Below are 14,960 nucleotides of genomic sequence, written 5' to 3'. Positions count from 1 at the left end.
ATTCTATTTTACCAATCTAAGAATGGGTTGTCAATTACATTATTTTATCTATTTTTAACTTGTAATTTAGCGAATCAAATTTCTATTTTATAAATTAGCGCTTTTTAAAGAATATTTGTAAATTAGAAAAAGAATTGATATAATTATTAAAAAGTATAGTTAGAGGGAATGGAATGAAGGTAGGAAGTAAGGAACTTATAAGGGATATAAACAACAATATAGTATTGGAAAATATCATAGAACACGAGCCCCTGTCCCGTGCCGATCTGTCAAAGATGCTAGGACTTACAAAGGCCACCATATCCTCCATTGTAAAGGATCTTTTATCCAGTAACCTTATAATCGAAATTGGGAGCGGACCATCGGATGGCGGGAGGAAGCCGGTACTGTTAAAATTCAATAACAACGCCGGATGCTCCATATGTGTTGATCTTGGAGTAGATGAAATATCCGTAATGCTTACCGATCTTGGAGGTAAAAACCTCTTATTTAAAGAAGTAGAAGTATGTGATATAAATAGGGAAAATATTTTAGATATACTAATCCCCATTATAGACGAAATGATTAAAAAAAGTCCCAACACCACCTATGGCATAGTAGGCATTACCATAGGCATCCACGGTGTAGTATATGAAAACAATATAGCGTTTACCCCCTACTACGACCTGCAGGATTTTGACCTAGCAGATCGCTTAAAGAGGCATTATAATATACCGATATATCTTTTGAATGAAGCCAATCTATCTGTTTTAGGCGAAAAGACATTTGCCATAAACGGTGAAAATATGGCTAATATAAGCATACATTCAGGTATTGGCCTAGGATTAGTCATAAATAATAAACTATATGAAGGATATACTGGATTTGCAGGAGAATTTGGCCATACCATAATCGAAATAGATGGCAGGGCCTGTCCCTGCGGAAATAAAGGTTGTCTAGAACAATATGCCTCTGAAAGGGCACTCCTTAGGAGTCTAGCTGCCAAGAAAAATAGAGCAAGAATTTCCTTTGATGAATTTCAAAGGCTTTATAAGAATAACGATAGAGACGCAATTGGAATCATGGATAATTTTATAAAATATCTGTCCATAGGCATAAACAATATACTAACCGCCTTTAATCCAGAGATAATAATAATAAACAGTAGATTTACCAGGGCATTTCCCCATATCCTAAAGGATATAAAAGAAGCCCTAAATCCGCAGTCCATAAAGTGTAGAGATATAGTATTATCCACTCTTGAGGATAAATCCATACTATATGGTGCCGCCTATATAAATATTATAAATTTTCTCGGAGTAAAATATTATAATCCATCTTCCAATAAAAAATAGCAGCATATGCTGCTATTTTTTTTTAGCTATGTATCACTATACCCAAATTCTATCTAGTGAGTCCCTAACCTCCCTTAGTATGGAATGCACATCCATGTTTTTAAGTCTAGTACTAAATGGCTCCACCATAACCGGTCCATCATACCCCAAATCCTTTATTGCCTTTAAAAAGCCCTTTAAATCTATAACACCCGTTTCTGCCGGAATACATCTTACGTTATCCAGCTGTTCATCTATCAAAACCCCTCTTGGTGCATCATTTACATGCACATCTATTATCATCTCTCCACCGCCTAAATCCTTAATATCTTCGATGGTATGATGAGCAGTATACCAATGATAGCTATCCATTAGTAAGCCCGTATTATCCGTACCTATGGCATGGCACAGCTCCAACATTCCTTTCATATCATGTATAAATTCGTATTTATGCCCGTCCCTTAATGTCTTTGGACCTACAAATTCCAAACCAATATTTATATTATAATCTATTAATATCTTTGCTATCTCCCTAAGTCTTTTACTATGTAAATCAAAATTTTGATCAAAATCAAGTTCATCGCTAAATGGCAATATATAAGTGCTGCAACGCTCCATTCCTATCATAGATGCTGCCTTTGCCATCTGCTCGAATTTTTCCATATCTTTTTTGTATTCCCCTTCATTTCCCCTAAAATTTACAGGAAGGCCAAAACCAGCTGCTTTTAAATCCAATTGCTCAAGCATATCTATTATCCGATTTTCACCAAATTGCATTACCTGCATTATATCCAGATATACACCTTCAAAATCGTACGTCACCGCTAAGGACAATGTTTCCTCAATTGGTAAGTTAATACCCACCGCATTCATGCCTATGGCTTTATACATGTCTAATCCCTCCTGAAAGTATTAATATTATTAGATATATTCTATACATAATACTTTTTTCCTTTAATTTTTAGCATATCAAATAATAAAATAAAAAACCTCGTATATTCAGCCTATCAAGGCAAATATACGAGGTTCCTATAATACATATTACTTATTGAGGGCTTGCTCCAATGCAACGGCTACTGCCACACTGGCTCCTACCATGGGGTTGTTACCCATACCTATGAGCCCCATCATCTCAACGTGTGCAGGAACTGAAGAAGATCCTGCAAACTGAGCATCAGAGTGCATTCTACCTAAGGTATCTGTCATACCATAGGAAGCAGGACCTGCTGCCATGTTGTCAGGATGAAGTGTCCTGCCTGTGCCGCCGCCAGATGCTACTGAAAAGTACTTTTTACCTTGCTCGTAGCATTCCTTTTTATATGTCCCAGCAACAGGATGCTGGAATCTTGTGGGGTTTGTAGAGTTTCCAGTTATGGATACATCCACTTTTTCATGATGCATTATGGCTACGCCTTCACGTACATCATCTGCACCATAGCATTTTACCTTTGCCCTATCCCCATCGGAATATTTTGTTTCTTTTACTATTTCAAGTTTACCTGTAGCATAATCAAATTTAGTCTCTACATAGGTAAAACCATTTATCCTGGATATTATCTGAGCTGCATCCTTGCCAAGGCCGTTTAAAATAACCCTTAGGGGTTCCTTCCTTACCTTGTTTGCTGAATTTGCAATACCTATAGCCCCTTCAGCTGCAGCAAAAGACTCGTGTCCTGCTAAAAACGCAAAACATTTCGTCTCTTCTCTCAAAAGCATGGCTGCAAGATTTCCATGCCCCAAACCAACTTTTCTGTCGTCGGCAACTGAACCGGGGATACAAAATGATTGCAGACCTTCACCAAGGGCCTCTGCTATATCACTAGCCTTTGTGCAGCCCTTCTTTATAGCAATAGCAGAGCCTACTATGTATGCCCAGCATGCATTTTCAAAACATATGGGCTGAATGCCCTTTACTATATTATATACATCAACGCCCTTTTCATCGCACAGCTTTTTTGCATCTTCTATAGATGCGATACCGTATTTATTTAAAACAGCGTTTATCCCGTCTACTCTTCTCTCATAACTTTCAAACAAAGCCATATCTACTCATCCTCCCTAATACCCTATTATTCATGACGTGGGTCGATATATTTTTTGGCTTCAGCATATCTGCCATATGTGCCAGTAGCTTTTTTAAGGGCCTCATTGGCATCCATACCCTTCTTTATCATATCCATCATCTTACCGAGATGCACGTATTTATATCCTATTATCTCATCATTAGCATCCAAAGCCAACTCCGATATATACCCCTCTGCCATCTCCAGGTATCTAGGTCCCTTTTTCAAAGTCCCATACATAGTACCTACCTGACTGCGAAGGCCTTTACCTAAGTCCTCCAAGCCAGCGCCTATTGGCAATCCACCTTCTGAAAATGCAGTCTGGGATCTACCATATGCTATCTGCAGGAATAATTCTCTCATTGCAGTATTTATAGCATCACATACCAAATCTGTATTAAGCGCCTCAAGTATAGTCTTTCCTGGTAATATCTCAGACGCCATGGCAGCAGAATGGGTCATGCCTGAGCAGCCCAAGGTTTCTACTAGAGCCTCCTGGATAATACCGTCTTTAATATTTAATGATAGCTTACATGCCCCCTGCTGAGGTGCACACCAGCCTACACCATGGGTAAACCCGGAAATATCTTTAATCTCTTTTGCCTTTACCCATTTTCCTTCCTCCGGAATAGGTGCTGATCCATGGTTTGGGCCTTTTGCTACGCATACCATTTCTTCTACTTCCTTTGAATAAATCATAGCCATTTCTCCTTCCCATAAGGTTTATATATTTGAAAAATTTTATAGATATTTGTTATCTATATATTCCATGTTATTATTTTAACAACTTTTGTCGTATAATGCTATATATTTGTTTATGAATATCATCTATAGACAGCATATGGCCATCCTCTATGCAACAAATCCTATGCCATCCATATCTATTAGCTATGGTCAATGATGCTTCATATACCTTCTTCATGTACTCCCTATCTCGCTCATGTATATCCTTATTTTTGCGTCCCGTATATTTGTTATGTCGATTTTTTATAATTTTTTGGGTATATACAGGTGGTACATCAAGGAATATCACACAGTCAGGAACCGGCAGTCCAAACATATTGAATTCAAAATCCCACAGCCAGTTCAAATATTTCTCCCTCTCAGCCTTATCCTCTATCTTGGCTCCTTGATGGATCATATTTGATGTGGTATACCTATCGGCTATTATTATACCACCATTAGCATAAAAGTCACCCCAGTACTTTTTATATGATGCATAACGATCCACCGCATAAAAGGTAGATGCTACATAAGGACTTACATCATCAGGGGTTGTCCCAAATTCCCCATTTAGATACATCTTTATAAGACCGGAAGATGGGCTTTTGTAATCGGGAAATTCTATCTTACGGACCACCTTACCGTCATCCTTTAGTCTGCCATATAGCTTTTTAGCCTGGGTAGCCTTGCCGCTCCCGTCTCCCCCTTCTATAACTATAAAAGAACCTTTCATAATATTCGCTCCCACTTTCACAAGAATAAAAACGCCTTCAAAGTTTTAGATCCTTTACCACCGGAATGGTATCATCCCCATTATCCAATCCAAAGAGATTGCCACCTTGAGACTTTATACTGAATATCTCTGCTATTCCCTGTCCGTCTATGCGCTCACCTGGACAAAATTTTGGTATACCTGGCGGATACGCCCCTATCATACCTGCACATACCCTACCTTCAGATTGTGATAATGGCACTTTTTCAATTATACTATAAAAAGCCTCTCTTGGCGACAATATTTGCTCAGGGATATTAAATGAAATAGGAAATTCTCCTATCGTATGCCCTTTTTTATCCCTTTCATTATACATGACTGTCAATGCATCGCCCAAACTATTTAGCATATATTCATCATCGCTTACAGAACATATTAAAATTAGCCTATAAAGATCCGACATCTCCACCTGTATGCCTAAACGCCTAAGCCGTCCCTCAGCCTCATATCCGGTCATCCCCATTGAAGCAGTATCTATGACCAGGCGGGAGGGATCTAAGTACTTAACCCCATCCCAAATATTTTGGTCTAAAAATTTGAGTCCTAAAGCCTTAAGCCTTCCCTTTACTAAAAGCAATCTGTCTAAAAGATCATCTATACCCTTTGCACCTTCATTCTCCATATATGCCCGGGCATAGTCCAAGGATGCCATAAGCATATATGATGGACTACTGCTCTGCACAATGCGCATAATTTCTATTATCCGAGATATCTCTATCCTCTTGCTACCTACATGGAGGTATGCCGATTGTGTAAATGCAGGCAATGTCTTATGGGCACTCTGCACCCATATATCAGCTCCCGCCTCTGCACTCGACGGCGGCATCTTGGAACTAAAATAAAAATGGGCACCATGTGCTTCGTCCACCATCAGTATCTTATCTTGTTCATGGAGTATACGGGCTATCTCCCCTATATCGCTGCACATGCCATAATAGTTTGGATGGGTTAGTATCATACCTACCACATCTGGATGTAGGGAGAGGGCAGCCTCAACGGAGGCAGGAGTTATTTGGGTTACCAAATGATTTTCATAATCATATTCAGGTTGTATATATACAGGCCGTATATCCCCTAGCACCATGGCACCCCACACCGATTTATGGCAATTGCGGGGCACAATTACCTTATCCCCAGGCTTACATGCGCCCATCAGCATAGTATATATACCGCTAGTTGATCCATTCACCAAAAAAAAGCTCCTCATGGCCCCAAAGGCTCTGGATGCCAATCTTTCTGCCTCCAGTATAGGGCCTTGAGGTGCGTGAAGATCATCTACACCTGGTATCTCCGTCACATCCATCTCTACGATATGGTCTCTAAACGCTTTTGTAAATCCTCTCCCCATCTTATGCCCTGGCATATGAAAAGGTAAAACATCCTCATCTATATATCCTTCAAGTGCCTCCACAAGGGGCATGGGATATCTCATATATTAAAACCTCCTGAATTTTTTATCTAAGCTTTTCCATTATTAAATCAACAAACTTAGCCGTAGGCTCAAAAACTACCCTATATATTTTATCATCATATTTTGCCACCAATACATATGCATCTTTGGAGTTTTTATCAAAGAGTGCATATATGGACTTGTCCACCTTATCATAATCCCGTTCCGTAGGCAAAGCTGTGAAATATATTATATCCTTAAATGAAATGGAAAACATGGGTACTACCCTTTTCCCTGCTACTTTTTGAAATATAATAGAGCCATCGTTTATTATATATCTATAATTCGTTATCTTTTTCCTGTATACATATATTGCAACCAGCACAAACACAATAAATGTCGTATATGTAATATATACAAGATGAAATTTTTCATATAAATAATTAGAAAAAACAGTTAAAAGCACCAGTGCTAAAAACAAGATAATTATAAACTTAAAGGTATTTTTATTCTCATGTTTGAGTATTTCAGAATACATCATCTATCTCCTTATATCATCCACTAATCTTAATTTTATTTCATTATGTATGGCCCCTCCACCTTCATGACCATTGAAGGGATATATCTTTACATCCTTCTCCCCTTTTATCCTATTGTATGTGGCAAAATAACATTTAGCTGGGCATACATTATCTTTAAGACCAACAGATGCCAATACCCTGCATTTTATTCTATCTGCCATATTCATTGTATCAAAATAACTGAGGGTTTCAAATACCCTATCCACCTTATCAGAATGAACCTTGAGATAGTCAGTTACACTGGAAAAAGAACCATGACTCCCCTTTATCCGCTCTTCTATGTTGCTATTACTAGGTACATCACATAAAGCCATATATACCCTGTCATCTAAAGCAGCCATAGCAGTAGCTAGTGCTCCACCCTGACTCCCGCCTTCTACTATTATTCTGTTTACATCCACCTCATCCTGTATGCATGCAAAGTCTATGGCCTTAAGACAATCCATATACACCGCTCTAAAATAGTATTCTTCTTTATTTAACACGCCCTTACATATAACGCTTTGGGTATTGCCATGGCTATATTTTGCAGCATCTCCTGTATCACCATTCTGCCCCCTACAATCAACGGACAACACAGCTACACCTAGCATAGCCCATTGCATAAAATCTGCAGGTCTTCCCCTATTTCCACAAAATCCATGGTAGTGAATTATACATGGCATTTTATCATCTCGACCAAATTTAGGTACTATATACCAGCCATGTATCCTAGTTTCATCAAATCCATTAAAGGATATATCAAAAACATCTACATAAGAACCGGGATAATTATATAGTTTTTTTTCTGGACATAGGGGCGTTTTTCTAGCTTCAGATATGGTATATTGCCAAAACTTATCAAAATCACCCCTTTTAGTAAGTGGCGGATAATAATCAAATAATTCCTTTGAAGCATCTTCAATATAAGACATATATAATCCCATCCTATCTCATAAAATTAACTATATTTTAACAATAAAACTTAAACTAATCAACTAAATAAAAAAAGTACTATGACAATATATAATGCCATAGCACTTTTTTCGAACCTATTTTATTTTAAGTTTTTTGCCGCTTCATTTACTTCCTTTAACATATCAGAAAGACCCTTTGACTCATATTCTGCCATAAGATCATCAAGCATCTTATCAACAGGCTGTGATCCCATCATAATTTTCATAAGGTCATCATTAGGATTCATAACAAATTTATCTTTCAACGGAGTAGATAGGAATAGTACAGCATCACTATATTCCTGTAAAGTACCATTATCTGCTGCATCTTGATGACGTGAAACATTTAATTCTCGATATTCCGTAGGTATATCAGATGGGAAAGTCATATCCCAGCTAGATGGATTCCACGTAGCTAAATTACATATGCCACGGGTACTAGGATATTTATCATTTAGATTTATACCTTCACGCATTATAACTTTGTCATCTTTTAGATCATAATCTTCGCCTTCAATACCGCAGAACACCAAACGCCTGCCATCTTCAGAATATAGATAATCATAAAGACCAAGTATACGTTCCATTTTTTCATCATCTACTTTAGAAGAAAAATAACTCTCTGACCAAGCTTCAGTATCTACAAAATAATGACGTTTACCATCTTTACATGGAAACAGCTTACAGATCTTTACGTCGTCTAAAAATTTATGTCCTTCATACAGCTCTTCATAATCTTGCGCTACAGTATTGTATAGAGAAGCAGGACCTGCACCTGCAATCAATATGGCAGCACTCTTCCCCTGTAAGAATTTTTCAGTTGAAGTATTGATTTTAGCAAGGGAAATATCTTTTTCAATTGTACCCTCTTGATACATGTCTCGTGCCAGTTGGAAAGCTGCTTCCATATCACCAGCAAAGTATCCCGGCATCCACTGACCATCTTTTTCGATCCATTTTTTCTCTAAGATCGTACCATATGGAAGAATAAAACCTGTTAAAAGTGCTGGCTGTGTTGCTGTTAAACCAGTAATCTTTTTACCTTCAGGATCAGCCTCAATAATTTTTTTGATCATGTCACGAAATTCGTCATAAGTTTCAGGCTCTTTAGTTACCCCTGCCTTTTGTGCAAGATCCCAACGATATGCTACAGAACGGTCTAATACACTATAGCTGATATCCCCATATGTTTGACGTGGTATCATATAAAATTTCCCATCTTGTTTTGCAGCTTGAGCACGTTCAATCTTTAAATATTCCTGTAAGTTGGGATAATCAGATAAATCATCTGGTAATGCCCGTATAACCCCTTGATCAATCCAATCATAGAAAAAAGATTTTCCTACAAAGTCCCCTGCAAAAATATCCGGTAAACCATCAGATGCTGCCCACAATTTGATTTTTTGATCAGCATCATCCCAAGTAATATTTTGGGATACAATATTAATTTTTGTCTCTTTCTGAAGAGTTTGAAGAATTTTGTCACTTTCTCCTCCAGACAAACTATCCTCAATATCCCAAATAGCGATTGAGATATCCATAGGTTTTTGTTCTGTATCTTTTTTAGGTTGTTCTTTCTTTTCAGAATTTGAAGCAGTATCAGAATTTTTGTTATCCACATCGCCGTCTTGTTTACAACCTGTAAATACACTAACGATCATAACAATCATTAACAAAAAAGCTGTTATTTTTCTCTTTTTCATTATTTCATTTCCTCCTTAATTGAGATTACCCCCTAGGTTATAATCTATTTACTCCTTAATGGAACCTACCATTACCCCCTTTACAAAATATTTTTGTAAAAATGGATATACACAAAGGATTGGCACCGTTGCAATAACAATAGTTGCCATTTGAATAGATTGCACATGTACTTTTCCTTGTGATCCAAGCATAGACTGTGCTTGTGTAGCAAGTTGATTGTTAAAGCTTACTAAAACATCACGCAGATAGATCTGCAGTGGTGCTAAAGACTTTTGATTGATATAGAGTAGGGCATTCCACCATTCATTCCAGCGCTCCACTGCATAAAATAGACTAAATGTTGCAATAAAAGGAGCAGATATAGGCACATATATACGGAATAAAATAGTAAATTCATTTGCCCCATCAATTTTTGCCGCTTCCTCTAAACTGATAGGAAATGTCGTAAAATAATTTTTCATAATAATAAGGTAATACGTATTTAGAGCACAGGGTAATATCATTGCCCATACGTTATTTGTAAGCCCAAAGTTTTTTACTACTAAATACGTAGGTATCATTCCACCACTAAATAACATAGTAAATAATATCATTCCGAGAAAAAAATTTCTGCCTAATAATCGTTTTTTTGAAAGTACATAAGAAGCTGTTACAGATAAAAACATATTCACCGCAGTACCCACAACGGTTACAAAGACAGTCGTATTTAATGATTTGAAAAAATATGGATCCTGCATTATAGTTTTGTATCCCGTCAGATCAAACACATGGGGATAAAAATAAGGTGAATAGGTAGCACTAGCCTGGGTATTAGACAACGAAACAATAACAACATTATAAAATGGATAAATTGTAATTAAGGCAAGTATTGCCAGAACTATAATCAAAATAATTTCAAAAGGCGAACTTTTTTTGAGTTTACTTTTTTTGTTTTGCATATTAGCCTCCTGTTAAAATAATCCTTGTTCACCAGACTTGGTAATCACCTTATTGGCTAAGATTAACATAATCATCCCTAGGAGAATATAAATTGAAAACTTGGTCAAAACTTGCACCATTCATAATACCACCGATTTGTAGGATTAACATGATAGCCACAGTACTTTTCAGCCCTGGCCATGTTACATGGACCATCTTACGGAATCGTCCCGCTCCATCAATACTAGCGGCTTCGTATAACTCTGGCGAAATTCCCGAAAGGGCTGCCATATAAATAATGGAATCCCATCCAAATTCCTTCCAGATATTTGACACCCAAATAAATGATCTAAACGAATCTTCTGAAACTAGAGGAGAAACTTCTGGTAAGCCAAACATTGCGAGTATCTGGTTTACAATACCGCTGGAAGAAAAAAGATTTATTAAAATTCCTGATAATACAACCCATGAAATAAAATGTGGAAAAGTAAATACCGTTTGAAAAAACTTTTTCACCCGCGGATGCGTCAATTCATTTAATAAAATAGCTATTATAATCGGAATAGGAAAGTGAAAGACTAATTTTCCTAGACTAAAAATTAAAGTATTTTTAAATGCCCTCCAAAATTCAGCATCTTTAAACATTGTTTGAAAATGTTTCATACCCACCCATGGACTGCCCCACATACCTACATCGTATCTAAAATTTTTGAAAGCGAGGGTTATCCCTCCCATGGGTAAATAACAGAAAGCAATATACCATAATAAAGTTGGAAGTAATAGTACATATAACATCCAATCATTTTTTAATTGTTTTAATATAGCTTTATTTGATTTATTAATTACTGTATTACTATCCTTCATATAATTTCACCTCCATTACTACATCAGAAATCATTTTTATTGTCTAAAGTATATAATAAATTATTTATTTTGAGTATGCAATTTAGTTATCAGTTTTTTAGATTTATGAAAAAATATTAGATTTTTTATTAAGAAATTTATAACACTATGGATAATTGTTAGATTTACATAACTTTTTTCCATAACGATATTAATTTCATTATGATATAATAATTAAAGAACAGAAATTTAGCTATTATAAAAAGGATAATATATATGAATCAATTTACAAATTTAAAAATAAAAGCACAGTTTAAAATTATTCTTATATGCATAATTATAGCTTGTTTAGGCATAGGAATGTTTACTTTTTTTGCAGTTAAAAATCTTCTTGTAAAAAATGCTGCAACATATTCTCAGAATATCTCGCAGAAATTTAATAGTGAAATTGATTATCTTTTTAGCAAAGTAAATTCCATTTATGATTATCTACAATTTAATCAGAATATTGAACAAATATTTCTTAAGCCGTATACAGAAAATACACCAACAAACATTCGAAATATACTTGTACAATTTACATCCTATTCCATGATGAATAAGGATATTAGCGATATTGCAATGGTCAATAAAGATATACACTGGTCTTCCCTGTATAGTGCTGAAACTTTAAATAGCATGACAACAGAATTAGGTAAATCATACCACATGAAAAGCCTTGGTATAAAAAATACAGAATTGAAAAACAACAATGCCCCTGAAGGCCCATATTTAGTATTTGCAAAGAATATTTTTGGTGTCCATGATAATGCAAATTACGGCAAACTATTAGGTAGTATTATTCTTTCAATAGACCCTAAAAAATCTTCGATTAATCTCCCAAACTCGGAGGATAGCCAGGCTTATTTTATCTTGGTGGATAAAGGGGCACATACTTACCCCTTTAACTGTTCCGATACATTCTGCAAAGAAATTTTGTCCCAGTGTGGTAACCTTAAAAAATTTATTTCTCCTGCTCCTACACAGGAGGATACAAAGGATTATCTCTTGTTTGTGTCATATGTACCGTCGGCAGAATACTATGTCATTTGTGCCCTTGATAAGCATGAATTAAACTCTGATTTGGTTAAAGTTACCTCTATGGTACTCTTAATCGTATTGGTTGTGCTATTTTTTATCTTATTCCTTATGTGGAATATCCAGCATAATATGGTCGATCCCATTAATGAACTATACCTTCATATAAAAAGAATAAGAAAAATTACTCCAGATGAACCTAAACCAGTAATAAATCTTTATGGCTGTGAAGAAATTCATAGTTTAAGCCAGGAATTTAATAATATGGTACAGGAAACTGATCGTTTAAATAATGAATTATATGAGGCCACAGTCAATCTTTATGAAGCAAAACTTGGCAAAAAGCAGGCGGAACTTGACTATTTAAGGAGTCAAATCAATCCACATTTTTTATATAATACACTGGAATCCATAAAAAATATTGGTTTGGAACAAAATGTACCTGAAATTGCATCAATTGCTACTGCATTGGCAAAAATGTTTAGATACAATGTAAAAGAAGAATCTACTGTTTTATTTGCTGAAGAATTAGAAATAACTCAAGCATATTTAGATATACAACTTGCCCGATTTCCAGATAAATTTGATGTAATATATAGTATAAGGGAAAATACACTTAATGTTCCTGTGATGAAACTGCTTCTTCAACCTCTAGTAGAAAATGCTGTCTCCCATGGAATAGAGTCAATGACAAGAAGAGGTACCATTTATATAGGTGCACGACTAGATCAAAATGATCTTGTGATCACCATTCAAGATGATGGTATAGGAATAGATAGTAAAACATTAGAAGATATTAAAACGCATCTAGAAAATCCTGATATGTCTCAAAAAAACAAAGAACATATTGGCATAATTAATGTGCATTACCGTATTCAATTACATTATGGTAAAGCTTATGGATTATCTATAGAGAGCAGCAAAGATAGTGGAACTAAAGTTGTACTAAAGTTTCCTAAGACGATTAGTAATACGCATAATATGGAGGAAATAAAATGTTTAAGGTACTGATTGCAGATGATGAGCGTCGAGTAGTAAAAATGCTTAAAGCATCTATCCCCTGGGAAAAGTTAGATATGGAATTAGTAGAACCTGCATATAATGGGATTGATGCTCTTGATATTACACAAAAAAATAATGTAGATATTGTAATCACAGATATCCGTATGCCTGGGATGAGTGGACTTGATTTATGCATGGAGCTGCAAAATCTTAATCCCAATATTCAAATTATCATAATTAGCGGATTTGCGGATTTTGCCTATGCACAAAAGGCTATCCAATATCGTGTACTGGGATATTGTCTCAAACCAATTAACTATACCGAAGTTATTAATTTCTTGAAAATAGCAGCTAACAATTTAAAAAAGGATATTCCCATAAACTATGATTCATTGTTAGAAAGCATAGAAAATGAAGATAATGAGCTCACATATACATTAATTGAAAAGATGCAATTAGATCCTAAAATAATTTATGTAGCTTCTTCAGTGGGATGTAATAATATAATAGATAAAATAGATGCTTCACTTGCATTAAAAATCGGAAATCGTAAATACATCTATCTTTCCTCCAATCCAATCGATAAACAAGCAGCCTATAAGATAGTTACTTCTAAAAAAAGTAAAACAGGAATAGGCATATATCCATATGCTGTTGACGCCTCTGAATTAAAAAGCACTATCTCAGATACGGTCATTATGTCGTATCATTTTTTTCTTACAGGAAAATCTGATATTTGTGAACGAATAATAAAATCATCTGCTACAAAAAAATTATTTACTCGCTTAAATCGAGCTCTAACTCTAAATAACAAAGAAGAATTAAAAAACATTCTAGAGGAAATGATGCAAATAGATTGTTCTACAATCTTTAATATCAGTACTGCATTTAAATTTTATAATTTTGTCTACTCCAGCAATTTATTAGGGCAAATTATAGATAAGGAAGATAGATATCTCTATAGCTGTGAACAACTTGTCACTGAGTATAGTTCATTCTCAAATATGCTTAATGAAATGTACTCTCAACTTACACAAAAAAACGGCACAGATTATAGTATGATAAAATCATGTAATTCCAATTTTATGAGCATTATCAAGTATATTAATGCAAATTATGAAAAAGATATATCCCTTAAAAGCATAGCAGATACCCTGCACATGAATCCTAATTATATCAGTCAACTTTTTAAAAAGGAAACAGGTATCACCTATACCCAATATCTAACAGATCTGCGTATTAATAAAGCCAAACATCTATTACAAACAACAGATTTAAGTATCAATGAAGTAAGCGAAGCTGTTGGATTTAATGATTATTTTTATTTTCTAAAAACCTTTAAAAAAATAGTAGGCATAACACCAGGAAAATTTATAAATTAAATTAAATAAATTAAAACAAAAAAGGAGACTCAGCACAAATTTCTGCACCAAGTCTCCTTTTAATATGTAGAATCCGGCAGCGTCCTACTCTCCCAGGGAGTCTCCTCCCAAGTACCATCGGCGCTGAAGAGCTTAACTGCTGTGTTCGGAATGGGTACAGGTGTTTCCCCTTCGCCATCGCCACCGAAAATTTATTAACTTTTTTACTCAGGTTCTTACACCCTCAAAACTACACAATGCCTTTTCCTTTTTCCTTG

13 protein-coding genes and 1 rRNA gene are annotated in these 14,960 nt (G+C 35.5%); 3 read left to right on the top strand and 11 right to left on the bottom strand.

The window, feature by feature from the left end; translation table 11 throughout:
- The first annotated feature begins 173 nt into the window (after positions 1 to 173).
- Positions 174 to 1,334 (top strand): ROK family transcriptional regulator, encoded by a 1,161-nt coding sequence (locus EJN67_RS09470; protein WP_129724086.1) that lies wholly within the window; start codon positions 174 to 176, stop codon positions 1,332 to 1,334.
- Positions 1,335 to 1,370: 36 nt separating this feature from the next.
- Here the strand turns inward: EJN67_RS09470 and EJN67_RS09465 are convergent, their stop codons facing one another.
- The 10 genes from EJN67_RS09465 to EJN67_RS09420 all read right to left on the bottom strand — a co-directional run bounded on the left by EJN67_RS09465 (position 1,371) and on the right by EJN67_RS09420 (position 11,263).
- Entirely contained in the window at positions 1,371 to 2,204 is an 834-nt protein-coding gene (locus EJN67_RS09465) for a sugar phosphate isomerase/epimerase family protein (RefSeq protein WP_129724085.1), read from the bottom strand.
- Between the two features lie 150 nt (positions 2,205 to 2,354).
- On the bottom strand, positions 2,355 to 3,356 hold the full coding sequence (locus EJN67_RS09460; protein ID WP_129724084.1) for a GGGtGRT protein: 1,002 nt from the start codon (positions 3,354 to 3,356) through the stop codon (positions 2,355 to 2,357).
- Between the two features lie 26 nt (positions 3,357 to 3,382).
- Positions 3,383 to 4,075 carry an iron-sulfur cluster assembly scaffold protein gene (locus EJN67_RS09455; RefSeq protein ID WP_129724083.1) on the bottom strand — a complete coding sequence of 231 codons (693 nt, stop codon included), beginning with the start codon at positions 4,073 to 4,075 and terminating at the stop codon, positions 3,383 to 3,385.
- 76 nt (positions 4,076 to 4,151) lie between these two features.
- On the bottom strand, positions 4,152 to 4,835 hold the full coding sequence (locus EJN67_RS09450) for a dTMP kinase (RefSeq protein WP_129724115.1): 684 nt from the start codon (positions 4,833 to 4,835) through the stop codon (positions 4,152 to 4,154).
- Positions 4,836 to 4,869: 34 nt separating this feature from the next.
- Positions 4,870 to 6,303, bottom strand: a complete 1,434-nt coding sequence (locus tag EJN67_RS09445) for an aminotransferase class I/II-fold pyridoxal phosphate-dependent enzyme (RefSeq protein WP_129724082.1) — start codon at positions 6,301 to 6,303, stop codon at positions 4,870 to 4,872.
- Between the two features lie 22 nt (positions 6,304 to 6,325).
- Positions 6,326 to 6,799 carry a hypothetical protein gene (locus EJN67_RS09440; RefSeq protein ID WP_165000825.1) on the bottom strand — a complete coding sequence of 158 codons (474 nt, stop codon included), beginning with the start codon at positions 6,797 to 6,799 and terminating at the stop codon, positions 6,326 to 6,328.
- Between the two features lie 3 nt (positions 6,800 to 6,802).
- Positions 6,803 to 7,756 carry an acetylxylan esterase gene (locus EJN67_RS09435; protein ID WP_129724080.1) on the bottom strand — a complete coding sequence of 318 codons (954 nt, stop codon included), beginning with the start codon at positions 7,754 to 7,756 and terminating at the stop codon, positions 6,803 to 6,805.
- 122 nt (positions 7,757 to 7,878) lie between these two features.
- Positions 7,879 to 9,480: an extracellular solute-binding protein gene (locus EJN67_RS09430; protein WP_243641277.1), complete on the bottom strand. Its 1,602-nt coding sequence runs from the start codon at positions 9,478 to 9,480 to the stop codon at positions 7,879 to 7,881.
- Positions 9,481 to 9,528: 48 nt separating this feature from the next.
- Positions 9,529 to 10,419, bottom strand: a complete 891-nt coding sequence (locus EJN67_RS09425) for a carbohydrate ABC transporter permease (protein ID WP_129724078.1) — start codon at positions 10,417 to 10,419, stop codon at positions 9,529 to 9,531.
- 49 nt (positions 10,420 to 10,468) lie between these two features.
- On the bottom strand, positions 10,469 to 11,263 hold the full coding sequence (locus EJN67_RS09420; RefSeq protein ID WP_243641276.1) for an ABC transporter permease subunit: 795 nt from the start codon (positions 11,261 to 11,263) through the stop codon (positions 10,469 to 10,471).
- A gap of 255 nt (positions 11,264 to 11,518) precedes the next feature.
- Between EJN67_RS09420 and EJN67_RS09415 the strand changes: the two genes are divergently transcribed.
- Together EJN67_RS09415 and EJN67_RS09410 are read left to right on the top strand one after the other, a co-directional pair.
- On the top strand, positions 11,519 to 13,330 hold the full coding sequence (locus EJN67_RS09415) for a sensor histidine kinase (RefSeq protein ID WP_129724077.1): 1,812 nt from the start codon (positions 11,519 to 11,521) through the stop codon (positions 13,328 to 13,330).
- Entirely contained in the window at positions 13,315 to 14,703 is a 1,389-nt protein-coding gene (locus EJN67_RS09410; RefSeq protein WP_129724076.1) for a response regulator transcription factor, read from the top strand. The genes EJN67_RS09415 and EJN67_RS09410 overlap by 16 nt, the downstream gene beginning before the upstream one ends.
- 71 nt (positions 14,704 to 14,774) lie before the next feature.
- Here EJN67_RS09410 and rrf read toward each other — a convergent pair.
- Positions 14,775 to 14,891: ribosomal RNA gene (gene rrf / locus EJN67_RS09405) — 5S ribosomal RNA — on the bottom strand.
- Positions 14,892 to 14,960 lie beyond the last annotated feature (69 nt).

Source organism: Xylanivirga thermophila, from assembly GCF_004138105.1.
Lineage (GTDB): Bacteria > Bacillota > Clostridia > Caldicoprobacterales > Xylanivirgaceae > Xylanivirga > Xylanivirga thermophila.
The sequence above is the reverse complement of the archived record's forward strand: the minus strand, read 5'-3'. Positions and strand labels throughout refer to the sequence as shown.

Excerpts from the sequence above, each read along its gene's own strand:
- EJN67_RS09470 (WP_129724086.1), top strand. The coding sequence starts at position 174 with ATGAAGGTAGGAAGTAAGGAACTTATAAGGGATATAAACAACAATATA.
- EJN67_RS09465 (WP_129724085.1), bottom strand. The coding sequence starts at position 2,204 with ATGTATAAAGCCATAGGCATGAATGCGGTGGGTATTAACTTACCAATT.
- EJN67_RS09460 (WP_129724084.1), bottom strand. The coding sequence starts at position 3,356 with ATGGCTTTGTTTGAAAGTTATGAGAGAAGAGTAGACGGGATAAACGCT.
- EJN67_RS09455 (WP_129724083.1), bottom strand. The coding sequence starts at position 4,075 with ATGATTTATTCAAAGGAAGTAGAAGAAATGGTATGCGTAGCAAAAGGC.
- EJN67_RS09445 (WP_129724082.1), bottom strand. The coding sequence starts at position 6,303 with ATGAGATATCCCATGCCCCTTGTGGAGGCACTTGAAGGATATATAGAT.
- EJN67_RS09440 (WP_165000825.1), bottom strand. The coding sequence starts at position 6,799 with ATGTATTCTGAAATACTCAAACATGAGAATAAAAATACCTTTAAGTTT.
- EJN67_RS09435 (WP_129724080.1), bottom strand. The coding sequence starts at position 7,756 with ATGTCTTATATTGAAGATGCTTCAAAGGAATTATTTGATTATTATCCG.
- EJN67_RS09430 (WP_243641277.1), bottom strand. The coding sequence starts at position 9,480 with ATGAAAAAGAGAAAAATAACAGCTTTTTTGTTAATGATTGTTATGATC.
- EJN67_RS09425 (WP_129724078.1), bottom strand. The coding sequence starts at position 10,419 with ATGCAAAACAAAAAAAGTAAACTCAAAAAAAGTTCGCCTTTTGAAATT.
- EJN67_RS09420 (WP_243641276.1), bottom strand. The coding sequence starts at position 11,263 with ATGAAGGATAGTAATACAGTAATTAATAAATCAAATAAAGCTATATTA.
- EJN67_RS09415 (WP_129724077.1), top strand. The coding sequence starts at position 11,519 with ATGAATCAATTTACAAATTTAAAAATAAAAGCACAGTTTAAAATTATT.
- EJN67_RS09410 (WP_129724076.1), top strand. The coding sequence starts at position 13,315 with ATGTTTAAGGTACTGATTGCAGATGATGAGCGTCGAGTAGTAAAAATG.